The organism is Kocuria arenosa (assembly GCF_042879215.1).
GTDB classification, from domain to species: Bacteria; Actinomycetota; Actinomycetes; order Actinomycetales; family Micrococcaceae; genus Kocuria; species Kocuria arenosa.
In genome coordinates this window covers 330,280-354,828 of the sequence record NZ_JBHZTA010000002.1, presented here as the reverse complement: position 1 = coordinate 354,828, position 24,549 = coordinate 330,280, and the positions used below count along the sequence as shown (strand labels likewise).

Sequence of the window (24,549 nt, the reverse complement as noted above, 5' to 3'; positions counted from 1 at the left end):
CCGCCCCGGGGGCGGCACCCCGCGCCACGATGACACAATGGGGGAGGACCCCCGGGCCGGCGGAGCATCCGCCGGCCGCCGCACGACCCGACCAGACCACGTCCTGCCCCGAGAGTGAGCCGATGACCGGAACCGCTGACCAGACCGCCGCCCCCTCGCCCGCGTCCCCGCGGGGCGCCGCCAACCGGCGCGGTCCCTTCCGGGCCGGGGAGCGCGTGCAGCTCACCGACGAGCGCGGGCGGATGAACACGGTCACGCTCGCGGACGACGGCGAGTTCCACTCCCACCGCGGGGTGCTCAGCCACGGTGAGCTCATCGGCCGCCCGGAGGGCACCGTGGTCGAGAACTCCGCCGGGTTCCGCTACCAGGCCCTGCGCCCGCTGCTCAAGGACTTCGTGCTGTCCATGCCGCGCGGCGCCGCGGTGGTCTACCCCAAGGACGCCGGCCAGATCGTCACGATGGCCGACATCTTCCCGGGCGCCCGCGTGGTCGAGGCCGGCGTCGGCTCCGGCGCCCTGTCCATCTCGCTGCTGCGCGCGGTGGGCGACGAGGGCCGCCTGCACTCCTTCGAGCGGCGGGCGGAGTTCGCCGACATCGCCCGCGGCAACGTGGAGACCATGTTCGGCGGTCCCCACCCCGCGTGGCAGATCAGCATCGGGGACCTCGCGGAGGAGCTCGGCGAGCACGAGGAACCCGGCTCCGTGGACCGCGTGGTCCTCGACATGCTCGCCCCCTGGGAGTGCCTCGACGCCGTGGCCACGGCCCTCACCCCCGGCGGGGTGGTCATGTGCTACGTCGCGACCGTCACCCAGCTCTCGCGCACCGCCGAGGCGATGCGCGCCGACGGCCGCTTCACCGAGCCCGACGCCTCAGAGACCATGGTCCGCGGCTGGCACGTCGAGGGCCTGGCCGTGCGCCCCGACCACCGCATGGTCGCCCACACCGGTTTCCTGCTCTCCGCCCGCCGGCTCGCCGACGGCTCCGAGCGGCTGGCCCCCAAGCGGCGGGCCTCCAAGTCCGAGTACAGCGAGGAGGACCTCCAGGCCTGGACCCCCGTGGCCCTCGGCGAGCGGGACGTCACCGACAAGAAGCTGCGCCGCGCCGGCCGCGAGGCCCTCGGCCTGGCCGAGCGCGCCGCCCGCGCGACCGCACCGGCCGCTCCCGGCACGACGCCCCCGCCGGCCTTCGCACCGGACCCGGCACCGGCTCCCGGGCCCGAGGATCCCCGCGAGGAGCGCCCGTGAACGAGACCTCACCGCAGCCGAGCACCGGAACGGCCGGCGCCGGACCGACGGACGCGGAGCAGACCCGCCGCGCCCTGGCCAACGCCCAGCGGCAGGTCAACATCCTGCGCGACCAGAAGCGCGCCCTCGACAAGCAGCTCGCCGCCGCAGGGACCCAGAACCAGAAGCTCGTCCGGCTCCTCGACGCCACCCGCACCGAGATCGCCCAGCTCAAGCGCGCCCTGGAGAACGACCTCGTCCCGCCCCTGAGCCAGGGCACCGTCCTGCAGGCCAACCCCGGCCGCGCCCCCGTCGGCGAGCAGACGGGCACCGGGCCCGCCGTCACCGACCGCACCCTCGACGTCCTCGTCGCCGGCCGCCGCATGCGCGTGGCCCTCAGCCCGCTCGTGAGCTTCGCCGCCTGCGAGCCCGGCCGCCAGGTCCTCCTCGACCAGAACTACACCGTCGGCGCGGTCCTCGACTACGAGCAGACCGGCGAGATCGCCACCGTCAAGGAGATCGTCGACCACGACCGCGTCCTCACCGTGGGGCGCTCCGACGAGGAGCGGGTCCTGCTGCTCTCCGGGCTCCTGCGCCGCAGCCGCCCGGAGATCGGCGACGCCGTGTCCATCGACCACCGCATCGGTTTCGCCCTCGAGCCCATCGAGCGCTCCGACGTCGAGCAGCTCGTCCTCGAGGAGGTCCCCGACGTCTCCTACGGCGACATCGGCGGCCTCGGCCCCCAGATCGAGCAGATCCGCGACGCCGTCGAGCTGCCCTTCGTCCACCCCGAGCTCTACCGCGAGCACGGGCTCACCCCGCCCAAGGGCATCCTGCTCTACGGGCCCCCCGGCAACGGCAAGACGCTCATCGCGAAGGCCGTGGCCCGCTCCCTCGCCGAGCGCGCCGCGGACCGCGCCGGGCGCGGGAGGGCCCTGGGCTACTTCCTCAACATCAAGGGCCCCGAGCTGCTGGACAAGTACGTGGGCGAGACCGAGCGGCAGATCCGCTCCATCTTCCTGCGCGCCCGCGAGCAGGCGGCCCGCGGCATCCCCGTGGTCGTGTTCTTCGACGAGATGGACTCCCTGTTCCGCACCCGCGGCTCCGGTCTGTCGTCGGACGTGGAGACCACCATCGTCCCGCAGCTGCTCACCGAGATCGACGGCGTGGAGCGCCTCGACAACGTCATCGTCATCGGCGCCACCAACCGCGAGGACATGATCGACCCCGCCGTGCTGCGCCCGGGCCGGCTGGACGTGAAGATCCGCATCGACCGCCCGGACGCCGAGGGCGCCGCCGAGATCCTCCGGCTCTACGTCACCGAGGACCTACCCCTGCGCCAGGACGAGGTCGACGCCGCCGGCTCCCGCACCGGGGCCGTCGCCGCGCTCGTGGACGCCGCCGTCGCCCGGATGTACGAGAAGAGCCCCGGCACCCGGTTCCTGCACCTGAGCTACCGGGACGGCACCGAGGAGACCCTCTACTTCAGCGACTTCACCTCCGGGGCGGTCATCCGCAACGTGGTGGACCGCGCCAAGAAGCAGGCCATCAAGGACCTGCTCACCACCGGGATCCGCGGCCTGGGCCGCGATCACCTGGTCCGCGCGGTGGACGAGGAGTTCCACGAGCAGCAGGACCTGCCCAACACCTCCAATCCGGAGGACTGGGCCCGGATCTCGGGGCGCCGCGGCGACACCATCACGGACCTGCGCGTGGTCCTGCACCGCGACCCGCACCCGGCCGGGCCCGGCGAGCGCCAGGCCTCCGCACCGGCCGACCGGGCCCTGACCGGATCGACGCCGCCCGGACCGGACCGGGCCGCACCGGGGGAGGGGCCCGCGTGAGCGTCCGCCGCGTCATGGGCGCCGAGACCGAGTTCGGCGTGCTCGCCGCCGGCAACCCCGGTGCCAACGCCACCGTGCTCTCCAGCCAGGTGGTCACCACCTACGCCGCCCTCGTGCGGCGGCGCCTCGGCGCGTCGCGCGCCGCCGCCGGCTGGGACTACCACGGCGAGACCCCCCTCCAGGACGCCCGCGGCTTCACCGTCCCCCGCGAGCAGGCCGACCCCTCGCAGCTCACCGACGTCGCGCCCGTGCTCACGGCCGAGGAGGTCGCCGCCGAGGCCCTGCGGGAGACCGGGGCCCACGCCGAGTCCCTGGACTGGCGGCAGGTCGTGATGAACACCGTCCTGCCCAACGGCGCCCGGCTCTACGTGGACCACTCGCACCCCGAGTACTCCTCCCCGGAGGTCACCACCCCCCGCGACGCCGTCCTCTGGGACGCCGCCGGGGACCGCGTCGCCCTCGACGCGGTCCGGGCGATCGCGGCCAGTGCCGCCACGACCGGCCTCGACGTCGTGAACCTCTACAAGAACAACACCGACAACAAGTCCGTCTCCTACGGCGCCCACGAGAACTACCTCGTGCCCCGCGCCGTGCCCTTCGCCGCCCTCGCCGCCGGCCTGCTGCCCTTCTTCGCCTCCCGCCAGGTCGTGTGCGGCGCCGGTCGCGTCGGCCTCGGCGAGCGCGGCGGGCGCCCGGGCTTCCAGATCAGCCAGCGCGCCGACTTCTTCGAGCGCGAGGTCGGCCTCGAGACCACCATCCACCGGCCCATCGTCAACACCCGCGACGAGCCCCACGCCGAGCGCACCCGCCACCGGCGCCTGCACGTCATCATCGGCGACGCCAACCTCTCCCACACCTCGAACCTGCTGAAGTTCGGCGCCACCTCCCTGGTCCTGGGCCTGATCGAGGCCGGTGCCGCCCCGGACGTCGCCCTCGCGGACCCGGTGGCCGCCCTGCAGGCGATCAGCCACGACCCGGGACTGACCACCACCGTCCCGCTGCGGGACGGCCGGCGGCTCACGGGCGTCCAGCTGCAGCGCCTCTACCTCGACGCGGCCCGGGCGCACGAGGACGCGACCGGGGGCCCCGACCCGGACACCCGCGAGGTGCTCGAGCTGTGGGAGGAGGTCCTCGACGCCCTCGAGACCGACCCCCTGTCCCTCGCGGACCGCCTGGACTGGGTCGCCAAGCACGCCCTGCTGCTGGGCTACCGGCAGCGCGACGGTCTCGCCTGGGACGACCCGCGCCTGACGCTGATCGACCTGCAGTACGCGGACGTGCGCCCGGAGAAAGGGCTGCACCACCGGCTGGTCGCGGCCGGCCGGATGCACACCCTCTTCACCGCGGAGGAGGTGGAGCGCGCGGCGGGCCTGCCCCCCGCCGACACCCGGGCGTGGTTCCGGGGCCGGCTGGTGACCCGCTTCCCCGACGACGTCCTCACGGCCAACTGGGACTCGGTCTCGCTGACCCTGCCCGGCGACCGCCGCGGCGCGCGGATCACGATGCCCGAGCCGCTCGAGCTGACCCGCGAGGACGTCGACCCCCTGCTGTCCGCGGCGCCCGACGCCGAGCACCTCGTCCGTGCCCTCGCCACGGCCCGACCCGCCCTCGTGCACACCGGCTCCCTCGGCTGAGCACCCCGACCACCACACCAGGAGGACCCGACATGGCCCAGGAACGCATCTTCGGCACCGGCGCCCAGCGCCGCGAGGAGACCGAGCTCCCCGAGCCCGGCACCCCCGCCCCCACGGCCGCCACCGCCCATTCCCGCACCAGCGCCGTCAGCGCCGACGACCTGCTCGCCGAGATCGACGGCGTCCTCGAGTCCAACGCCGAGGAGTTCGTGAAGGGCTTCGTCCAGAAGGGCGGCCAGTAGCCCCCATGGACCGCAGGATCTACGGGGTCGAGACCGAGTTCGGCCTCACCCACAGCGCCCCGGGCGCCCGCCCGCTCAGCCCGGAGGAGGCCGCGCGCACCCTCTTCCGCCCCGTCGTGGCCTGGGGCCGGTCCTCGAACGTGTTCCTGCCCAACGGCGGACGCCTCTACCTGGACGTCGGCTCCCACCCGGAGTACGCCACCGCGGAGTGCGCCACGCTCGAGGACCTCGTCGCGCAGGACAAGGCCGGCGAGCTGATCGTCGACGACCTCCGGCGGCAGGCCCAGGACGCCCTGGGGGAGCAGGGGATCGCCGGGCAGCTGTACCTGTTCAAGAACAACGTCGACTCGCGCGGCAACTCCTACGGCTCCCACGAGAACTACCTGATCGCCCGGCGCACCGAGTTCGCCCGGCTCGTGCAGATCCTCATCCCGTTCCTCGTCACCCGCCAGCTGCTCGTCGGCGCCGGCAAGGTGCACCCCGCCGGGCCCGAGGACTTCGGCGCCGTGCCGATGGGGGACGACGCCGGGACGCCCAGCTACTCCTTCTCCCAGCGCGCCGACCACATCTGGGAGGGCTCCTCCTCGGCCACGACGCGCTCCCGGCCCCTCATCAACACCCGCGACGAACCGCACGCGGACGCCGAGCACTACCGCCGGTTGCACGTCATCGTGGGCGACTCGACGATGTCCCAGACCACCACCGCGCTGCGGATCGGGACCACCGACCTCGTGCTGCGGATGATCGAGGCCGGGCAGATCCTGCCCGACCGCACCATGGTGGACCCGGTCCGGTCGCTGCGGGAGGTCTCCCACGACCTCACCGGCACCCGCCCCGTCCTGCTGGCCGACGGCACCCGCCGCTCCGCCCTGGACCTGCAGCACGAGCACCTGGAGGCCGTGCGCCGGTTCGTGGACCGCGAGGGCGCCCACCACGACCGGGTGCCCTGGGTGCTCGACCTGTGGGAGCGGGCCCTGGACGCCGTGGCCCGCAAGGACGCCTCCGCGATCGACACCGAGATCGACTGGGCGATCAAGAAGAAGCTCCTCGACGGCTACGCCGCCCGCGACGGCCTGGACCTCTCCTCGCCCCGGATGGCGCAGCTCGACCTCGCCTACCACGACACCGCCCCGGAGCGGGGGCTGTTCAACCTCCTGCAGCGCCGGGGACGGGCGGCGACGTTCGTGCCCGGCGAGCGGGTCGAGGAGGCCGCCCGGACCCCGCCCGCCACGCGGGCCGCCCTGCGCGGCCGGTTCATCGACGCGGTGCTCGCGTCCGGGCACAACTACACCGTCGACTGGGTGCACCTGAAGGTCAACGACCGCGGCCAGCGCACGGTGCTGTGCAAGGACCCCTTCGCCGTGCAGAACGCCGAGGCCGACGCCCTGGTGGCCGCCCTCGGCGAGCGCGACGGCACGGGACGGGCCCACGGGGACGCCCCCGTGGTCTGATCCGCTCCGGGTTCCCCCGGGCGCCGTCCGTCCAGTCAACGCCCAGCGCCCTGCACTAGGCTTGCCGCCGTCCCGGCCCGAGCCGTCCGACCCCACCGACCCCACCCGGCCCGACCCCTGAGGAAGAACCCTGTGCGAAAGACCCTGACCACCTCCGGTGCCGCCCTGTCCCTGGCGCTCGTCCTCACGGGCTGCTCCGGGCCCGGCGTCGACTCCGTGGAGCTCAACGACGATCCGGCTCCGGGCACGGCCCCGTCGGTCACGTTCGAGACCCCGCTCAACGCCGAGGAGGCCGGCGCGAAGGAGCTGCGCGAAGGCGACGGGGAGGAGCTCGCCGAGGGCGACACCATCCTCCTGCAGGCCGCACTCTACAAGGGCTCCGACGGCACCTCCATCGGTGAGACCTACTCCCGCGGCGCCGGGCAGGTGCTGAAGCTCGAGCAGGGCCTGAAGGACTCCATCCCGGAGATGTACGACGCCCTCGTGGGCGCCAAGGAGGGCGCGATCATCGCGTACTCCTCCCCGGAGACCGCCGGGGCCGCCGGCGACGAGTCGACCTCCGTGGAGGTCTACGAGGTCGTCCGGAAGATCCCCACCGACATCGAGGGCGACATGCAGGACAGCCCGCGGGGCCTGCCGGAGATCACCGAGAACGACGAGGGCGTGCCCGCCGTGGCGAAGCCCGAGGGCGACGCGCCGAAGAAGCTCGTCTCCGAGTACCTCATCGAGGGCGACGGCGAGGAGGTCGCCGAGGGCGACACCGTCATTGCGAACTACGTGGGCGTGAAGTGGTCCGACGGCGAGACCTTCGACTCCTCCTACGAGAACGGCGCTCCGGCGTCCTTCCCGCTCGACAACGTCATCGAGGGCTGGCAGAAGGGGCTCGAGGGCAAGAAGGAGGGCTCCCGGGTGGTCCTCTCCGTGCCCGTCGGCCAGGCCTACGGCACGGAGAAGGAACTGGGCAAGGACTCCGACTACCCGGCCGGCAGCCTGCTCTTCGTCGTCGACATCCTGGCGGCCGTGGACACCCCGGAGGCGCCCGCCGAGGAGGAGCCCTCGGCCTCGCCGTCCCCCTCCGCGACCGAGGAGTAGCCCCCGGTCGGCTATGGTGGCCCGGTGGGGCCAGAGGCCCCGCCGTTCCCGACGACCACCCGTCGACGACCCGACGAACAGGAGCACCCATGTCCTTCGGAGAGCGCAAGCTCGACCGCAGCAAGCCCGAGATCGACTTCCCCGAGGGGGAGGCCCCGACCGAGCTCGTCATCACGGACCTCGTGGAGGGCACCGGCGCCGAGGCGACTCCCGGCAAGCAGATCTCCTGCCACTACGTGGGCGTGACGTTCTCCGCCGGCGAGGAGTTCGACGCCTCCTGGAACCGCGGCCAGCCCCTCGACTTCACGGTGGGCGTCGGCCAGGTCATCGAGGGCTGGGACAAGGGCCTGCTGGGCATGAAGGTCGGAGGCCGCCGCCGGCTGGAGATCCCCTCGGACCAGGCCTACGGCTCCAGGGGCGCCGGCGGGGTCATCGGTCCGGACGAGGCCCTGATCTTCGTGGTGGACCTCCTGGACGTGCGCTGAGGACCCACCGGATGGCAGCCCGATCGACGGAGCGGCTTCTCAACCTGCTCATCGCCCTGGTCTCCCGCGAACGCGGGTACACCCGCGCCGAGCTCAGAGAGGCCGTTCCGTCGTACGCGGAGTCCGCGTCCGACGAGGCGTTCGAGCGCATGTTCGAGCGCGACAAGGCGGAGCTGCGCGACCTCGGCTACCCCATCGAGGAGGTCTCCGAGGACCCGCTCTTCCCCGACGACACGCACGGTCACCGCTACCGGATCCCGCGCGGGTCCTTCACGCTGCCGCCGCTGCAGTTCACGGCGGAGGAGTCCGCGGTGCTCGCCCTGGCGGCCAACGCCTGGACGGACGCCTCCCTGGGGGAGCTCGCCCGCCGGGCCCTGCGCAAGCTCGAGCCCGCCATCGGTGGCCTGCCGGAGGACGACGCCCCGCCGCTGCTGCAGCCCACCCTCACGGCCCACGAGCCGTCCTTCGAGCCGCTGCTCTCGGCCGTGGTGCGCCACCGCGAGGTGCGCTTCGACTACCTGGCCCGCAGCACCGACCAGCTCACGACCCGGCGGCTGAGGCCGTGGGGGATCGGCTCCCGCTACGGCAACTGGTACGTGGTCGGCTGGGACCTGGACCGCAAGGACTCCCGCACGTTCCGGCTGTCGCGGATCATGTCCGACGTCACGGTCACCCGCAAGGAGTTCGACCCGCCCGAGGGCTTCTCCATGAACGAGTCCCTGTCCCAGATGGTCTCCCACGCCCCCGCGCGCACCGTGGAGGTGCTGGCCCGGCCCGGCCACGCGCACATGCTGCGCCGGATGGCCGCCCGGCAGGAGCCCGGCGTCGGCGCCGGGGACGGCGTGGACCGGTGGGACCGGCTGCACATCCCCTTCGCGGAGACCGAGATCCTCGCCGAGGAGATCGCCGCGGCGGGCCCCGGCGTCGTCGTGCCCCGGGACGGGGACGGCACCGCCCCCACCATGCAGGCCGAGGTGCGCACCGCGGTGGTGCGCCGGCTGCGGAGCGCCGCGTCCGCCGTGGCAAGGTTCCGCGGCGTGCAGGTCGACTGGAACAACAAGTCCCGCAAGGGCACGCGCAACAAGCTCTCCACCGCGGACCACCTCTCGCGGCTGCTCGAGATCGTCCGCTGGGTCTACGCCCACCAGGGCGCGGAGCTCGAGGAGACCGCCCGCCGGTTCGGGATCACCGACCAGGAGCTGATCGCGGACCTCAACACCCTGTTCGTGTGCGGCAAGCCCGGGCACATGCCGGACCAGCTGATCGACGCGTCCTGGGACGACGGCCACGTCTACCTGTCCAACGCGGACGAGCTCTCCGACCCCGTGCGCCTCACCCAGCCGGAGGCCTCCGCGTTGCTCGTGGGCCTGCAGACGCTGCGCACCGTGCCCGGGGGGGACTCCGAGGCGGTCGCGTCCACGATCGCGAAGGTCGCCGGCGCGGCGGGGGACGCCGGGGTGCTCGCCAACGCGGTGGGTGCCCGCCCCATCACGGACACCCCCGCGCCCGCCCTCGCCGATGTCATGTCCGCGGTGCGCCGCGCCGTGGAGCAGCGCCGCCGGATCCGGATCCGCTACGTGGTCCCGTCCCGCGACGAGCTCACGGAGCGGGTCGTGGACCCCGTCCAGGTGTTCTCCTCCAACACCCACTGGTACGTGCGCGCCTGGTGCCTCGGCTCCGAGGGGATGCGCAACTTCCGGCTGGACCGGATCTCCGCCGTCGAGGACGCCGGGCCGGCGGGCGCGCGCCCCGCCGCTCAGGAGGCCGCCGCCGCGTCCCCGCCCGCCCCCGGCACCCCGGACACCGTGGAGGTCGTGCTCGTCACCGACCGGCGCAGCCGGTGGATCGCCGACCAGTACCACGCCACCCGCACGGCCGTGGTCCGGGTCCCCGGCGGGGCCCGCACCGGGCCGGCGGCAGACCACGAGGCCGCGCTCATCGGGTTCCAGACGGCCGAGGCCGTGTGCGCGCTCATCACCCGCTACGGCGGCCAGCTCGCGGTCATCGGGCCCGACGACGTCGTGGCGCAGGTGGAACTCTGGGTGAACTCTGCGCTCGGCGCCTACGGGGCGTCCGAGCCGGCCTGATCCGCCCGCCTATACTGGAGGGCATGCTCTGGTGGTCCTGGGTCCTGCTGTGGACGGTCCTCGTCCTGCTCGGCGTGGCATTCCTCGGACTGATGCTGTGGCGGCTGGTGAAGACCTTCTTCGTCCTGCTCCGGGACACCGAGGAGGTGGCCGGGGAGTTCGCCCGGCGCTGGGACGACGCGGCCGCCGGGGTGCAGCGTCCCGTCCGGGCCGCGCCGGATCCGGCCCTCTTCACCCCGGTGGGGCAGGCCCTGGCCGACTACCGGATCGGCCGCGACCAACGAGAAACCGCCCGTCTGAGACGCCGCATGGAGCGCAAGGACCGCATGGGCCAGCCGCAGCGGATCAGCGACATCCGCCGGGCTGAACGGAAAGGAACGTCCAATGTTCGGTAGGCTCTTCGACAGCCCCTTCATGATCCTGATCATCCTGCTGGTGATCGTGCTGCTGTTCGGCGCCCCCAAGCTCCCGGGCATGGCCCGCAGCCTCGGCCAGTCGCTGCGCATCTTCAAGTCCGAGGTCAAGGAGATGAAGAAGGACGACCAGCCGGACGGCTCGGACGTGGTCATCGACGGCAAACCGGTGGAGCGCGGCCAGGACGCGACCCCGGACCGGACCCCCGGCGCCTCCGGCACGGACGCCCCGCGCGACCCCGAGCAGCGCCCCGGCCGGCCTCCGGCCTGACCCCCGCAGCCCTCCGCCCCGGTCCTCCGTCCTGATCCTCCGTGCCGCCACCGGGCGGTCCGCGTCCCCGGCCGGGGGAACGGACCACCCGACCGGCCCCGGCGCACCGTGCGGCCCCGACGTCCCGAAGGTCCTCATGTCCTCGCAGTCCCCCCGCGGCCCCCGGAAGCGCCGGACGGCGCGCAAGGCCAATCCGCAGGCGCAGATGGCCCTGGCCGAGCACCTGCGGGAGCTGCGCAACCGGCTGATCAAGTCCGCGCTGGCCACCGTGGTCGGCATGGTCGGCGGCTTCTTCCTGTACATCCCGTTCATGGCCTACATCACGGAGCCCCTGCAACGGCTGGCCCAGGCGGAGGGCAGCGAGGCCTCCATCAACTACTCGGCCGTGGGCTCCTCCTTCAACATCATGGTGGAGGTCTCCCTGGTGCTCGGCCTGGTCCTGGCCAGCCCCGTGTGGCTCTACCAGCTCTGGGCGTTCGTGACCCCGGCCCTGCACCGGAGCGAGCGCCGCTACGCGGTCGGCTTCCTGGCCGCGGCCGTCCCGCTCTTCCTGGGCGGGATCGCGGTCGCCGTCCTCACCCTGCCCACCGCCGTCTACGCCCTCACCGCGTTCACCCCGGCGGGCGGGACCAACTTCATCTCGGCGGACGTGTACCTGCGGTTCTTCCTCCAGCTGATCCTGACCTTCGGGGTGGCCTTCGTGCTGCCGGTGTTCCTGGTGGGCCTGAACATGCTCGGCGTCCTGTCGGGACGCACGGTGCTGAAGAGCTGGCGGATCGTCGTCGTCCTCGTCATGGTCGTCTCCGCGATGGCCGCCCCGGGGCCCGACCCGATGACGATGTTCTACCTCGCGGTGCCGCTGCTCACGCTGTTCTTCGTGGCGGTCGGGCTGTGCCTGCTCCTCGACCGCCGGCGGGCCCGGAAGGAGGCCCGCCTCGCCGCGGGCACGGGTGCGGCGGCCGTCGTCGCGACCTCCGCCGACGAGCTCGAGCGCCTGGGCCGCGAGCCCGAGGAGGACGCCCGCGCCTGATCCGCCCGGCCCGGACGGTTCCGGGGGCTCCGGCGGGCCCCTTGCCGTCCGGGCCGAGCAGTAGGGTGGACCCATGTCCTCCTACGCCGACCGATACCTGGCCGCCAAGCAGCGGGCCGCTCACGCGAGGACCGAGCTCGCCGTGTTCCAGCACCGGCTCGAGTTCGAGATGGACGACTTCCAGGTGACCGCCTGCGGGGCTCTCGAGGAGGGCCGGGGGGTGCTCGTGGCCGCGCCGACGGGCGCCGGCAAGACCGTGGTGGGGGAGTTCGCCGTCCACCTGGCCCTGTCCCGGGGGCAGAAGGCCTTCTACACGACGCCCATCAAGGCGCTCAGCAACCAGAAATTCCACGAGTTCTCCCGGGCCTTCGGCGCCGAGCGGGTCGGCCTGCTCACCGGGGACACCTCCGTGAACTCCGAGGCGGACGTCGTGGTGATGACCACCGAGGTCCTGCGGAACATGCTGTACGCCGACTCGCCCACCCTGCTGAACCTGGGCTTCGTGATCATGGACGAGGTGCACTACCTCGCCGACCGCTTCCGGGGCGCGGTGTGGGAGGAGGTCATCATCCACCTGCCGGACAGCGTCCAGCTGGTCTCCCTGTCCGCGACCGTCTCCAACGCCGAGGAGTTCGGGGCCTGGCTGGACACGGTGCGCGGCGACACGGACGTGGTCGTCTCCGAGCACCGGCCCGTCCCGCTGTGGCAGCACGTGCAGGTGGGCGGGCGGCTGCTCGACCTGTTCCTGGACGACACCACGGTCGAGGAGGCCGCCGAGCGGCTCGAGGGGCCCGGCAGCGACGAACCGGACGTCAACCCCGAGCTGCTCCAGCTCGCCCGCGCCGAGCAGCCGCGCGGGGGCCGCAGGGGAGGCCGCGGCCCCGGGGGCCGGTCCCGCGACCGGTTCTCCCGCCGCAATGGCGGCGAGGCCTACCGGCCGAGCCCCGAGACGCGCCGGGTGTCCCGCCCGCAGCTGATCCGCCGCCTCGACGCGGAGGGCCTCCTGCCCGTCATCACCTTCATCTTCTCCCGCGCCGGGTGCGACGCCGCCGTGCAGCAGTGCGTCACCGCGGACATCCGGCTGACCGGCGAGAAGGAGCAGCAGACGATCCGCGCCCGGGTGGCCGAGACCGCCGCCTCGCTCGAGGCCGCCGACCTCAACGTCCTCGGCTTCTACGAGTGGCGCGACGGCCTGCTGCGCGGCGTGGCCGCCCACCACGCCGGGATGCTGCCCGCGTTCAAGGAGCTCGTGGAGGAACTGTTCGCCGACGGGCTCGTCAAGGCCGTCTTCGCCACGGAGACCCTGGCGCTGGGCATCAACATGCCGGCCCGCTCCGTGGTGCTCGAGAAGCTCGACAAGTTCAACGGCGAGTCCCGGGTGGACATCACGCCGGGGGAGTACACCCAGCTCACCGGGCGCGCCGGGCGCCGGGGGATCGACGTCGAGGGCCACGCCGTGGTGCTGTGGCAGCCCGGGATGGACCCGCACGCCGTGGCCGGTCTCGCCTCCAAGCGCACCTACCCCCTGAACTCGAGCTTCCGGCCCACCTACAACATGTCCGTGAACCTGGTGGCCCAGTTCGGCGCCCACCGCTCCCGCAAGATCCTCGAGTCCTCCTTCGCCCAGTTCCAGGCCGATCGCTCCGTGGTGGGCCTCGCCCGCCGGGTCCGCTCCCAGGAGGAGTCCCTCAAGGGCTACGAGGAGGCCATGACCTGCCACCTGGGGGACTTCTCCGAGTACGCCGCCCTGCGCCGGGAGCTCAAGGACCTCGAGCGCGCCGAGGAGAAGGCCGGCTCCCGGCGGCGCCGCTCGGACGCCGTCGCGTCCCTGCACGACCTGCTGCCCGGGGACGTCGTGGAGATCCCGCGGGGGCGCAACGCCGGCTACGCCGTGATCCTGGCCACCGACCCCAACCGGGACGACCCCCGCCCCTCGATCCTCACCCTGGACCACCAGCTGCGCCGGGTGGGAGCCCAGGACCTGGACGGGCCCCTCGAGCCGGTCTCGCGGATCCGGATCCCCAAGCAGTTCACGGGCCGGACGCCCAAGGAGCGGCGCGACCTCGCCTCGTCCGCGCGCAACGCCCTGCACGAGCACCGGCCCCCGCGCGGCGGCGGGCGCGGGCACACCATCCAGTTCGACCGCGGCACCAGCGCGGCCGAACGTCGCATCACGGAAGTCCGCAAGGCCCTGCGCGGCCACCCCTGCCACGGCTGCTCGGACCGCGAGAGCCACGCCCGCTGGGCCGAGCGCTGGTGGACGCTGCGCCGGGACACCGACGGGCTGCTGCGCCAGATCGAGAGCCGCACCAACACGATCGCCAAGACCTTCGACCGGGTCTCCGAGGTGCTGGGCTCCTTCGGCTACCTCGAGACCCTCCCGGACGGGGAGGTCCGGCCGACCCGCGCCGGGGAGCAGCTGCGGCGGATCTACGGGGACCGGGACCTGCTCCTCGCCCTGAGCCTGCGCGACGGCTTCCTCGACGGCCTCGACCCCGCCGCCACCGCGGGGCTCGTGACCCTGCTCGTCTACCAGGCCAAGCGCGAGGAGCAGGGGATCCAGCCCGTCCTGCCGTCGGCCGCCATGGACCGTGCCGCGCAGACCGTGGTGCGCAACTGGTCCCGGCTCACCGACCGCGAGCAGGAGCACCACCTCCCCGCGACCTCGGAGCCGGAGTTCGGTCTCGTGGAGGCGATGTACCTCTGGGCGCGCGGCGCCACCCTGAGCACGGCCCTGTCCGGCACGGAGCTCGCCGCCGGCGACTTCGTGCGCTGGGCGAAGCAGGTGATCGACATGCTCGACCAGCTCGGCGGAATCGACCTCCTCGACGCCGGCACCCGTGCCCAGTGCCAGCGCGCGATCGCGCTGGTGCGCCGCGGCGTCGTGGCGCACTCCGCGTTCGAGGACTGAGCGGCGCCGTCCCGCGCGCTCCGCGCCACCCCGTCCGCCGGCACGCCCATCCAGAACCCCCACCTCGAACGCCCGTCCCGAACAGGAGACCCGTGCGCACCACCGTCCCCGCCCGACCCGTCCTCTACCGCAACGGCTCCGTCTACAGTCCCGCCGACCCGTTCGCCACCGCCCTGCTGGTCGACGGCGCCCGCGTGGCCTGGGTCGGCTCCGAGGAGGCGGCGCAGTCCCTGCAGGACCACTCCATGGACGTGGTCGACCTGGACGGACGGCTGCTGGCCCCGGGGTTCGTGGACTCCCACGTGCACGTGACGGAGACCGCCCTGGCGCTGTCCACCCTGGACCTCACGGCGGCCGGTTCCCTGCACGGGGTGCTCGACGCCGTGGCCGGCGCCGCCCGCACGAGCACGGGCCCGGTCCTCGGCGCCGGCTGGGACGAGTCCGTGTGGCCGGAGCGGCGGGCGCCGACGGCGGAGGAGCTCGACCGGGCCGCCGGCGGGCGCGAGGTCTACCTGACGCGGATCGACGTCCACTCCGGGGTGGTGTCCTCGTCCCTGGCGCGGCGGCTGGGCCTCGCCGGCGTCGAGGGATGGCTCGGCGACGGCCGGGTGGAGAACCTGGCCCACGACCGCGTGCGCGCCGCGGCCCGCGACTTCGGCGCCGGGCGCCGGGCCGAGCTGCACCGGCTCGCCCTGCGGCACGCCGCCTCCCAGGGCTACGTGGCCCTGGCCGAGGCCAACGCCGAGCAGGTCGCCCCGTTCGAGGACCTCGTCCGGCTGACGGCCCTCGCCAACCACGGTGTCGGCGCCGAGGACCCGACGCCCCGCGTGCTGCCCTACCGGGGTGAGCTCGCGGCCACGGCCGAGGAGGCGCGGGCGGTGGTGGAGCGGTTCGACGCCGCCCTGGCGGACCTGCTGGGGCGCGCCGTGGACCGGCGGGAGTCGCTCATCGGGCTCGCCGGGGACCTGTGCGTCGACGGCGCCCTCGGCTCCCGCACCGCCGCCCTCCGCGCCCCCTACGCCGACGCCCCGGGTCATCTCGGGAACCGCTATCTCGACGCCGCCTCCGTGGCCGCCCACCTCGCCGCGACCACGGAGGCCGGCCTGCAGGGCGGGTTCCACGTCATCGGGGACGCCGGGATGGACATCGTCCTGGACGGCCTCGACCGCGCGGCGAAGCTCGTGGGGGAGCGGGCCCTGCACAGCGCCGGCCACCGCCTGGAGCACGCCGAGATGGTCGACCCCGAGGGCATCGAGCGGCTGGCCCAGCACGCCGTGACCGTCTCCGTGCAGCCGGGGTTCGACGCCGCCTGGGGCGGACCGGGCGGGCTCTACGAGCAGCGGCTCGGCGCCGACCGGGCGGCCGCGATGAACCCGCTGGCCTCCTTCTACCGTGCCGGGGTCCCCGTGGCGCTGGGCAGCGACGCCCCCGTGGTGCCGCTGTCCCCGTGGGAGACCGTCCGGGCCTGCCTCCACCACCACGACCCCGACCAGCGGATCTCCGCGCGGGCCGCGTTCCTCGCCTCCACCCGGGGCGCGTGGCGCGCCGCCCGGCACCCCGACCCCATGCAGGGCCAGCTCGCACCGGGCACCCCGGCCACGTTCGCCGTCTGGGACGTCGAGGCCCTGATGGTGCAGCAGGCCGAGGGGACCGGGTCCGCCTGGAGCACCGACCCGCGGGCCCGCACCCCCCTGCTGCCCGCGCTCGACGGCGCGTCCGTGCCCGTGTGCCGTCAGACCGTGCTCGACGGCGTGGAGCTGTACCGCTCCGCCGGGTTCTGAGCCGCGGGGCGGGCCGCCGGCCCGTGCCGCGCGATCTTGGTCGCAGGCATGGGGCAGGATAGGCTGGACAACTGCTGCCGGGCGGGCTCGCTCGTCCTTAGAAAACAGGCCGGCATCCCCTCAGGGCCGGACTGGTCCGAAGGCGAGGGAGCTCGCCCCGTGGTGCGGCAGGCAGACCTCGAAAGGAACGACCCGGTGCGCGTACTGACCGTCATCCCCACCTACAACGAACACGAGTCGTTGCCGACCGTGATGGACCGGCTCCGCCAGTCCGTCCCGGACGGGCACGTGCTGGTGGTGGACGACAACAGCCCGGACGGGACCGGTCGCCTCGCCGACGAGATGGCGGCCGCGGACGGGAACATCCACGTCCTGCACCGCACCAGCAAGGAAGGCCTCGGCGCCGCGTACATCGCCGGCTTCCGTTGGGGGCTGGCCCGGGACTACGACGTCCTGGTCGAGATGGACGCCGACTGCTCCCACCAGCCCGAGCAGCTCCCGCTGCTGCTGGACGCCATGGAGCGCGGTGCCGACCTCGCCATCGGCTCCCGCTACGTCCCGGGCGGGCGCACCGTGAACTGGCCCGTGCAGCGCCAGCTGCTCTCGCGCGGCGGCAACCTCTACGCCCGGACGCTCCTGGGCTCACGGATCCACGACATCACCGCCGGCTACCGCGCCTTCCGCCGCGAGACCCTCGAGCGGATCGGTCTCGAGACCGTGGACTCCAAGGGCTACTGCTTCCAGATCGATCTCGGCTGGCGCACCGAGCGCGCCGGCCTGAGCGTCGTCGAGGTGCCGATCACCTTCGTGGAGCGCGCCGAGGGCGAGTCCAAGATGAGCCCGGACGTGACCCGCGAGGCCGTCGTGCGCGTCGCCCAGTGGGGGCTCACGGCCCGCGCGAAGACCCTGGCGGGCAAGCTCACCCGGCGCTGAGCTCCCGGCCGGCGCACCGCCCGGCACGTGCGGAGGGCCCCACCCGGTTCGGGTGGGGCCCTCCGCACGTGCCGGGGAGCGGACTCAGATCGCGTGCTTCTCCCGGTAGAACTCCACGCGCTGGGCGAGGATCTCCTCCAGCTCGTCCGTGCTGCGCCGCTCCAGGAGCATGTCCCAGTGCGTGCGCTGGTGCTTCTCGTTGGGGTTCACCGGCTTCTCGCCGTTGACGATGATCGCTTCCTTGCCGGTCTTCGACACCCACACCGGCGGGATCTCCGCCTCCGCCGCGAAAGTCACCGTGACCTTCTCGCCGTCCGCGGTGCGGTACTCGACGCGCTGGCGCGGGGCCGGCTCGACACCGGCCTCCGTCTCCATGGACTGGGAGCCCAGACGCATTCCCCTGAGACTGCGGTCGCTCATTGTGGTGGTTCCTCCATAACTGACGGTGGCCACGGCCGTGGCGCACGCTCGGGCTGACGGCGGGTCGTGGACCCGGGATCCGTTGGGTGCAACGTGCGGGCCCCCGGGGTTGTTCCCCGGGACCCGCGGGCGGGCCTGCCGGGTCAGCGGGGGGCCGGACCGTCCCGCGGGGGCATCCGGTCCTCGAGGCGCACGGGAGCGTCCGGGTCGATGGTCGAGGGCCGGGGAATGGTGAACTCGTCCGGGTCGACCGTGGTGCGCTCCAGGTTCGGCTGGAGGTCCTCCTCCGTCACCCGGACGGCGTCGGGCGTCACGAGGGGCTCGTCCGCGGGCTCGGGCTCCGGCTCGTCGTCGGCGTCCGACCAGGTCCGGCCGGGACCCTGGCCGTCCTCGTCCGGCCGCGAGAGGAAGTCGCCCACGCCGCGCAGGGCGTCGCCGAGCTCGGCGGGGATCATCCACACCTTGTTGGCGCTGCCCTCGGCGACCTTGGGCAGGGTCTGGATGTACTGGTAGGCCAGCAGCTTCTGGGTCGGCCGGGCCCGGTGGATCGAGTCGAAGACCTTCCGGATGGCCTGGGCCTCGCCGTCGGCGCGCAGGATCGCGGCCTTCGCCTCGCCCTCCGCGGACAGGATGGCCGCCTGCCGCTGGCCCTCGGCCATGAGGATCCGCGACTGCTTGTCGCCCTCGGCCGTGAGGATCACCGCACGGCGCTCCCGCTCGGCGCGCATCTGCTTCTCCATCGAGTCCTGGATGGACGGCGGGGGAGTGATCTCCTTGATGTCCACCCTCGACACCCGGATGCCCCAGCGTCCCGTGGTGGAGTCCAGGACCCCGCGCAGCTCGGCGTTGATCTTGTCGCGGGAGGTCAGCGCCTCCTCGAGGTTCAGCCCGCCCACGACGTTGCGCAGGGTCGCCGAGGTCAGCTGGTCGGCGGCCTGGATGTAGTCGACGATCTCGTAGGTCGCGGCCCTCGGGTCCATGACCTGGAAGTAGACGACGGTGTCGATGCCGACCACGAGGTTGTCCTCGGTGATCACGGACTGCGCCGGGAAGGACTGGACCTGCTCGCGCAGGTCGATCAGGGGCAGGAGCCGGTCCACGAACGGGATGAGGAAGTGCAGGCCCGGAGTGAGGGTACTCTGGTACTTGCCGAGGCGCTCGACGATCCCCGCCCGGGCCTGCGGGATGATCCGCACCGACCTCAGCAGGATGATGAAGACCAGGACGACCAGGATGACGAGCAGGACGATGACGGCTAGGTCCACGGGTGCCTCTCTCGGTGGGGCCGCCCCGGACGTCGACGACTCCGGGGCGGTGCGGGCGGTGGGTCAGAAGGACGGGCGCGGTGCCGGCCCGCCGCCGGCGGCCGGGGCCGGGTGCGGGGCCACGAGGACGGTGGCGCCCTCGATGTCGTGGACGAAGACGTCGGTGCCGGGGGGCAGCTGCTCACCGGTGACCGAGCGGGCGCTCCAGGTGTCGCCCTCCAGCCGCACCAGGCCGCTGCGGCCGGTCACCGGGTCCAGGACCTGGCAGGGGAGGCCGATGAGCCGGGCGGCGTTGGACGCGGTCTCCGGGGAGGACCGGTTGATGCGGCGCAGGGCCACCGGTCTCACCACGAAGATGAGCAGCACCGAGGCGAGGGCGAACGTCACCACCTGGAGCACGAAGTTGTCCGTCACCCAGCTCACCGCGAACGCCAGCAGCGCGGCGGCGGACATCATCAGGAAGAGGAAGTCCAGCGTGAGCATCTCGATGGCGGCCAGCACGATCACCACGATCAGCCACAGGACCCACGAGTTCTCGACCAGCCACTCCCACATGTCCGTCCCCGGCCTCTCGATCCGCCTCCGCGAGGGCGCCCTCGCCTGGATTCCATTGTGCCCCACGGCCCTGACAGGACGCTGGAACGGCGTGGCGCCAGGCCACCGGCGGGCGTCCCCGGAATAGGCGCTGTTCCGCGGGCGTTGAGATCCCTACGGTGGTGGCACCGGATTCCTCGGGGGACCGCAGGACGCCACCGCCCCCCGATCCGCCCGGCACCCGGTGCCGGCCCGAACCCATCGACCCCCGGTCCGCGGGAGGAGGAGATCCATGAAACTCATCACCTCGGTGGCGGTCTCCGCCGCCGGTGCCTGGTTCGCCGGGACGGCGACCGCCGTGGTCGCCCTCTCCGCGCTGCAGTCGCGGCTGCCCGCCATGATCGCGCGGGGCCTGACCGCCGAGCCCGACTTCGACCGCGCCTTCGTCCTGCTCGGCACGGGGCACCGCGCGCCCGACGACGACCGCGCGGAGGCGCTGCGGGACCGGCTCGAGGTGTCGTCCGGCCGGCCCGTCGTCTACGTGGACCTCACCGTCCGGCCGGGCGCCTCCGCGCGAGAGGCCACCCGCACCCGTGAGCTGGCGCGGAACTTCCACGCCGACCTCGTCCTGGACCACGACGCCGAGGGCGCGGCCGGGCGTCCCTGAGCGGCGCCGGTCACCCGCCGGTGGTCGTCACCGGCAGGGGCGCGGTCGCGTCGAGCATGTGGAAGGTGTCCGCGCTGAAGTCGATGACGACCTCGTCCCCGGCGGCCGCCTCCGGCACCCCCGACAGGTCGAGGGTCAGGACGGTGCCGTGGTCCAGCAGCACCGGCACCTGCTGGCCGCCGACCGTGTACGTCAGCTCGTTCTCCCGGGACGGGATGTGGTTGACCAGTCCCACCTTCTGGGGCTCCTTGATCGGGTCGGTGCACCCGTAGTCGATGCACCACCCCGCCGGGAGCGTCTTGACCTGGCTCAGCTCCGTGGTCCAGGAGTAGACCCGGTCCTCCGGCGCGTCGGCGCCGAAGAACATGTCCTCGATCCGCAGGAGGTCGTAGTACAGCGGCTCGATCTCCTCGTCGAGCACGTCACTGGTGCCGGCGTGGATCAGGGCGTCCTTGCCGAGGCCGGCGTCCCGGATCGCGGCCACCGCGCCGTCGAAGCGGTTCTTCTGCGCCACCGTGGTGCTGGTTTCGTCGTTGCTCTCGATGGCGGCCGCGTCCCCCTCGGTGATCGTGGAGAAGTGCGTGGCGATGCCCGCGAGGTCGAGGTGCGGGGCGTCCTCGACGGCCCGGGCCAGGGGGAGTGCCTCGTCCGGGACCACGCCCTCGCGACCCATGCCCGTGTCGACCCAGAGATGGACCTTCAGCGTCCCGCCCGTGGTGGACAGCACCCGCTCCGCTGCCTCGACCCAGGCGGGGTCCGTCGCGGCGACCTCGACGTCGTAGTGCATCAGCAGGGGGATGTCCTCGACCTGGGCCACGTAGAGCACGGCGATCTTCGCCTCGACGCCGGCCTCCCGCAGGGCGATGGCGTCGTCCAGCATCGGCACGAAGACGTAGTCGACGTCGGCCGCGTCCTCGATGACCTTCCCGAACACGTCCACGGGCTCGCCGTTCTCGAGCACTGCTCCCAGCTGGACGCCCCGCGGGAAGTCGGCCCGGATCTCCTCGGCGTTGCGCCGCACGGTCTCCGTGTTCACCGTCAGGACCGGGATGTCCTGCGTGCCCTGCGTCGTGTACGTGTAGGCGGTCTTCTCCCCGACGTCGTTCCCGCCGGAGGCGAAGGAGACCTCGACGGTGCCCGGGGTCCCGCGGGCCGGAGCCACGCAGGCGTGCCGTGCGGAGCGGTCGTCGAACTCGCACTCGACCTCCGTCTCGCCGAAACGGACCGTGACCGGGCCGTCGGTCTCCCCGCCGGTGTCCGCCAGGACCAGATTCCCGCCCTGGAGTCCGCCGCGCGAGGGGGAGAGGACGACCGAGCCGGAGGCCACCGCGGGGGGTGCGTCCGAGCCGCCGTCCTGCGCGCAGCCTGCCAGAGCCAGCACCGACAGGACCACCACCGGCGTCACCAGCCGGCGCCACCGGCCGTCCGTCGCCGTCACACCGTTCTGTCGTCCCACGGATTTCCTCCCCTTGAACCCCGAATTTGCCGATGCGAATTCCCGTCGGCAACAGCGAGCGTATCGATGACCGGCCGCCCGGTCGCGGTGGCGGGAGGATCTCCCCACAAGTGACCACAGGACGACGTCGCGGCGGCGCAACATTTCGAGATCCACACCTGGAGGACGTCTCCTCACGACAACTCCTCGCAGGCGAGTGCGGCCCGCGGCGCATCGGTGCAGCGCGCAGGGGCAGCACATCACGCCGTCACCTGTCGGCGTCGTCACGACGGCGTCGCCCGCGTGCGCGGCGCATCCCGGCCGGCTGATGACCGGCGGCCGCTCGGCGAGCACCATGAGCGAGCACCATGAGGGGAAAACTCCGGGAGACAGGAATGTGCTGCCGGCAGGCGGCAAGACGGCCCTTGAGCACCCCTTCCCACAACGCCGATAATCGACATTATGTAAAGTAGAACGGAACCAGAGCTCCCCTCGGGCCCCGTGCTGCCCTTATGTACCACGTCGACACGTCGCGCATCACGAACACGACCGGTGCACACTGGTCCCGCTCCTGGGCCGGACCGCCATGAGGCCTGCAGGCGCACCCAGTTCTGCGTGACCGCCCGTGCCGACGCGGATCTCGTCCAAGACCCCAGGACCACCGGAGCCATCCGCCGCACCCGGCCCGCACCATCGACTCCTGGTGGAAGGTTGAGACTTTTCCGTCCTGGAGCTCTCAACTCTCAAGGTGTACCTGAAGCTCTTCCGGGCCCGGATCGCCGCCCGCCGACGCCGCACTAGACTGCGAGCATGCACACGTCCGCCTTCCTCACTGCCCTCCCCGAGGAACGCACCGCGGGGACCGGCGCCTGGGTCGCGGCGCTGACCGTGGACGTGCTGCTCGTCCTGTTGTTCGCCGGGCTCGGCCGCAGCACCCACGCCCTGGACGCCACCGGCCTGCTGGTCACGGCGTGGCCGTTCCTGACCGGGCTCCTGCTGGGCTGGCTCGTGTGGCGGGTGCGCCGCGCCCCGTTCGCCGTCCGGCCCCTGGGCGTCGCGCTGTGGGCGACGACCGTGGCTGTGGGCATGGGCCTGCGCCTGGTCGTCGGTGAGGGCACGGCGCCGAGCTTCGTCCTCGTCACGCTCGTGGTGCTCGGCGTCTTCCTGCTGGGCCCTCGGGTCCTGGTCACGGCGCTGCGCGCGAACCGATCCCGCCGCCCGGGCTGATCCTCCCCGTCCCGCCGGACCCACCGGCCCCGTCTCCGAGAAAGGTGCTCCATGCTCACCGCCATCGTCCTCATCAAGACCTCCGCCGACCGGATCCCCGAGGTCGCCGAGCAGATCTCCGACATCCCCGGCATCAGCGAGGTGTACTCCGTGACCGGTGACTGGGACCTCATCGCGATGGTGCGCGTGCACCGGCACGAGGACCTCGCGGACGTCATCGCCGACCGGCTCTCCAAGGTCGAGGGCGTCGTGGGCACGAACACCAACATCGCCTTCCGGACCTACAGCAAGCACGACCTGGAGGCCGCCTTCTCGCTCGGCATCGACTGACCGGGATCGACTGACCGGCATCGACCGACCAGGAGCGACCGACCGGACCGGCGCCCGCGCGGTGATCGGGCGCGGACAGCAGGAGGCCGGTGCGGCAGTGCCCCACCGGCCTCCGTCGTCGGCCCTCCGCCGGCGCGGCGCCTCAGCGCGCGGTGTGGGCGATCCAGCGGTCCAGGACGGCGCGGGCCGCGCCGCTGTCCACCGACTCCTCGGCGCGGCGCACCGCCGCGGCCATGCGCTCGTGGAACGACCCCTCGGCACCGGGGTCGAAGGCCACGAGCCCGGCGGCGGAGTTGAGCAGCACGGCGTTGCGCACGTGCCCCTTCTCCCCCGCCAGGACCCGCTCGACGACGCCTGCGTTGTACCGGGCGTCCTGGCCCCGGAGGTCCTCGATGGTGGCCCGGGGCATGCCGAGGTCGAGCGGCTCGAGGTCGTGGTGGTCGATCCGCCCGTCGCGGACCTCCCACACCTCGGAGGGTGCCGTCACGGTGAGCTCGTCGAGGCCGTCACCGCCCCTGAAGACGAGGGCGCGGTCGCCGCGGGCCGCGAAGACGCCCGCGATCAGCGGCGCCAGCGCGCGGTCGGCCACACCGATGGCCGAGGCCTCGACCCGCGCCGGGTTCGTGATCGGACCCAGGAAGTTGAAGGCGGTGGCCACGCGCAGCTGCGCCCGGGCCGCCGCGGCGAAGCGCATCGACGGGTGGAAGGTCTGGGCGAAGAGGAACGTGATGCCCACGTGCCGGGCCGCGGACTCGACCATCTCGACCGGAAGGTCCAGCCGGACCCCGAGCACCTCCAGGACGTCGGCGGAGCCCGACTTCGACGACGACGCGCGGTTGCCGTGCTTCACGACCTTCGCCCCGGCGCCGGCGCACACGAGGGCCGACATCGTGGAGATGTTCACGCTGGAGAGCCGGTCGCCGCCGGTCCCGACGACGTCCAGGGCCGGGCCGGGGATGTCGACCGGCCGCGCGTTGCCCACCATGGCGTCGGCCAGCCCGGTCAGCTCGTCGACCGTCTCCCCCTTCGCACGCAGGGCCACGAGGAAACCGGCGATGACGACGTCGGACACCTCTCCCGACATGATCGTGTCCATGGCCCAGTAGGCCTGGTCGCGGGTCAGGTCGGCGCCGGAGATCAGGGCGGTGATCAGGTCCGGCCACTCGAAGTGCGGTGCGGTCGTCGGTGTCGTCGTGTTCACGCCCTGATCGTATCGTCCGCCGCCGGACCGACCGGAGCGCGCTGCCGGGTGGCGCGGCGGCCCGGGCGGAGGA

General features: G+C 73.1%; 22 protein-coding genes. 17 read left to right on the top strand and 5 right to left on the bottom strand.

What is annotated here, in order from left to right; all coding sequences use genetic code 11:
- The first annotated feature begins 122 nt into the window (after positions 1 to 122).
- The 14 genes from ACFYE3_RS05030 to ACFYE3_RS04965 all read left to right on the top strand — a co-directional run bounded on the left by ACFYE3_RS05030 (position 123) and on the right by ACFYE3_RS04965 (position 17,397).
- Positions 123 to 1,244 carry a tRNA (adenine-N1)-methyltransferase gene (locus tag ACFYE3_RS05030; RefSeq protein WP_387606649.1) on the top strand — a complete coding sequence of 374 codons (1,122 nt, stop codon included), beginning with the start codon at positions 123 to 125 and terminating at the stop codon, positions 1,242 to 1,244.
- Positions 1,241 to 3,067, top strand: a complete 1,827-nt coding sequence (gene arc / locus ACFYE3_RS05025; protein WP_387606646.1) for a proteasome ATPase — start codon at positions 1,241 to 1,243, stop codon at positions 3,065 to 3,067. The genes ACFYE3_RS05030 and arc overlap by 4 nt, the downstream gene beginning before the upstream one ends.
- On the top strand, positions 3,064 to 4,701 hold the full coding sequence (dop, locus tag ACFYE3_RS05020) for a depupylase/deamidase Dop (protein WP_387606644.1): 1,638 nt from the start codon (positions 3,064 to 3,066) through the stop codon (positions 4,699 to 4,701). Before arc ends, dop begins: the two co-directional genes overlap by 4 nt.
- Before the next feature lie 32 nt (positions 4,702 to 4,733).
- Positions 4,734 to 4,943: a ubiquitin-like protein Pup gene (locus tag ACFYE3_RS05015; RefSeq protein ID WP_387606643.1), complete on the top strand. Its 210-nt coding sequence runs from the start codon at positions 4,734 to 4,736 to the stop codon at positions 4,941 to 4,943.
- A gap of 5 nt (positions 4,944 to 4,948) precedes the next feature.
- Positions 4,949 to 6,394, top strand: a complete 1,446-nt coding sequence (gene pafA / locus ACFYE3_RS05010; RefSeq protein ID WP_387606640.1) for a Pup--protein ligase — start codon at positions 4,949 to 4,951, stop codon at positions 6,392 to 6,394.
- A 132-nt stretch (positions 6,395 to 6,526) separates the two neighbouring features.
- Complete coding sequence (locus tag ACFYE3_RS05005; protein WP_387606637.1) at positions 6,527 to 7,486, top strand: FKBP-type peptidyl-prolyl cis-trans isomerase; 960 nt, start codon at positions 6,527 to 6,529, stop codon at positions 7,484 to 7,486.
- Between the two features lie 89 nt (positions 7,487 to 7,575).
- Positions 7,576 to 7,971 carry an FKBP-type peptidyl-prolyl cis-trans isomerase gene (locus tag ACFYE3_RS05000; protein WP_368800690.1) on the top strand — a complete coding sequence of 132 codons (396 nt, stop codon included), beginning with the start codon at positions 7,576 to 7,578 and terminating at the stop codon, positions 7,969 to 7,971.
- Between the two features lie 11 nt (positions 7,972 to 7,982).
- Positions 7,983 to 10,058, top strand: coding sequence for a WYL domain-containing transcriptional regulator (locus tag ACFYE3_RS04995; RefSeq protein ID WP_387606635.1), 2,076 nt, complete (start codon positions 7,983 to 7,985; stop codon positions 10,056 to 10,058).
- A gap of 23 nt (positions 10,059 to 10,081) precedes the next feature.
- Positions 10,082 to 10,453: a hypothetical protein gene (locus ACFYE3_RS04990; protein ID WP_387606632.1), complete on the top strand. Its 372-nt coding sequence runs from the start codon at positions 10,082 to 10,084 to the stop codon at positions 10,451 to 10,453.
- The gene (gene tatA / locus ACFYE3_RS04985; RefSeq protein WP_387606630.1) at positions 10,443 to 10,742 is read left to right on the top strand and encodes a Sec-independent protein translocase subunit TatA; all 300 of its coding nucleotides are present in this window, start codon (positions 10,443 to 10,445) and stop codon (positions 10,740 to 10,742) included. The genes ACFYE3_RS04990 and tatA overlap by 11 nt, the downstream gene beginning before the upstream one ends.
- A 136-nt stretch (positions 10,743 to 10,878) precedes the next feature.
- Positions 10,879 to 11,772: a twin-arginine translocase subunit TatC gene (gene tatC / locus ACFYE3_RS04980; protein WP_387606629.1), complete on the top strand. Its 894-nt coding sequence runs from the start codon at positions 10,879 to 10,881 to the stop codon at positions 11,770 to 11,772.
- Positions 11,773 to 11,845: 73 nt separating this feature from the next.
- On the top strand, positions 11,846 to 14,683 hold the full coding sequence (locus tag ACFYE3_RS04975; protein ID WP_387606627.1) for a DEAD/DEAH box helicase: 2,838 nt from the start codon (positions 11,846 to 11,848) through the stop codon (positions 14,681 to 14,683).
- 92 nt (positions 14,684 to 14,775) lie between these two features.
- The gene (locus ACFYE3_RS04970; protein ID WP_387606625.1) at positions 14,776 to 16,464 is read left to right on the top strand and encodes an amidohydrolase; all 1,689 of its coding nucleotides are present in this window, start codon (positions 14,776 to 14,778) and stop codon (positions 16,462 to 16,464) included.
- Positions 16,465 to 16,659: 195 nt separating this feature from the next.
- Positions 16,660 to 17,397 (top strand): polyprenol monophosphomannose synthase, encoded by a 738-nt coding sequence (locus ACFYE3_RS04965; RefSeq protein WP_387606623.1) that lies wholly within the window; start codon positions 16,660 to 16,662, stop codon positions 17,395 to 17,397.
- Positions 17,398 to 17,481: 84 nt separating this feature from the next.
- Here the strand turns inward: ACFYE3_RS04965 and ACFYE3_RS04960 are convergent, their stop codons facing one another.
- The 3 genes from ACFYE3_RS04960 to ACFYE3_RS04950 all read right to left on the bottom strand — a co-directional run bounded on the left by ACFYE3_RS04960 (position 17,482) and on the right by ACFYE3_RS04950 (position 19,637).
- Positions 17,482 to 17,817 carry an RNA polymerase-binding protein RbpA gene (locus ACFYE3_RS04960; protein WP_031283042.1) on the bottom strand — a complete coding sequence of 112 codons (336 nt, stop codon included), beginning with the start codon at positions 17,815 to 17,817 and terminating at the stop codon, positions 17,482 to 17,484.
- A gap of 143 nt (positions 17,818 to 17,960) precedes the next feature.
- Positions 17,961 to 19,082: an SPFH domain-containing protein gene (locus tag ACFYE3_RS04955; RefSeq protein ID WP_387606620.1), complete on the bottom strand. Its 1,122-nt coding sequence runs from the start codon at positions 19,080 to 19,082 to the stop codon at positions 17,961 to 17,963.
- Between the two features lie 63 nt (positions 19,083 to 19,145).
- Positions 19,146 to 19,637, bottom strand: coding sequence for an NfeD family protein (locus tag ACFYE3_RS04950; RefSeq protein WP_368831048.1), 492 nt, complete (start codon positions 19,635 to 19,637; stop codon positions 19,146 to 19,148).
- A 271-nt stretch (positions 19,638 to 19,908) separates the two neighbouring features.
- On the opposite strand from ACFYE3_RS04950, the gene ACFYE3_RS04945 reads away from it, so the two are divergent.
- The gene (locus ACFYE3_RS04945) at positions 19,909 to 20,283 is read left to right on the top strand and encodes a hypothetical protein (protein ID WP_387606618.1); all 375 of its coding nucleotides are present in this window, start codon (positions 19,909 to 19,911) and stop codon (positions 20,281 to 20,283) included.
- Between the two features lie 10 nt (positions 20,284 to 20,293).
- Here the strand turns inward: ACFYE3_RS04945 and ACFYE3_RS04940 are convergent, their stop codons facing one another.
- Positions 20,294 to 21,739 carry an alanine racemase gene (locus tag ACFYE3_RS04940; protein ID WP_387606615.1) on the bottom strand — a complete coding sequence of 482 codons (1,446 nt, stop codon included), beginning with the start codon at positions 21,737 to 21,739 and terminating at the stop codon, positions 20,294 to 20,296.
- A gap of 789 nt (positions 21,740 to 22,528) precedes the next feature.
- Here ACFYE3_RS04940 and ACFYE3_RS04935 point away from each other — a divergent pair.
- Entirely contained in the window at positions 22,529 to 22,945 is a 417-nt protein-coding gene (locus ACFYE3_RS04935) for a DUF3054 domain-containing protein (RefSeq protein ID WP_387606613.1), read from the top strand.
- A 51-nt stretch (positions 22,946 to 22,996) separates the two neighbouring features.
- Entirely contained in the window at positions 22,997 to 23,275 is a 279-nt protein-coding gene (locus ACFYE3_RS04930) for an Lrp/AsnC family transcriptional regulator (protein WP_017833527.1), read from the top strand.
- A gap of 142 nt (positions 23,276 to 23,417) precedes the next feature.
- Here the strand turns inward: ACFYE3_RS04930 and trpD are convergent, their stop codons facing one another.
- Positions 23,418 to 24,476, bottom strand: coding sequence for an anthranilate phosphoribosyltransferase (gene trpD / locus ACFYE3_RS04925; RefSeq protein WP_387606609.1), 1,059 nt, complete (start codon positions 24,474 to 24,476; stop codon positions 23,418 to 23,420).
- Positions 24,477 to 24,549: the final 73 nt, after the last annotated feature.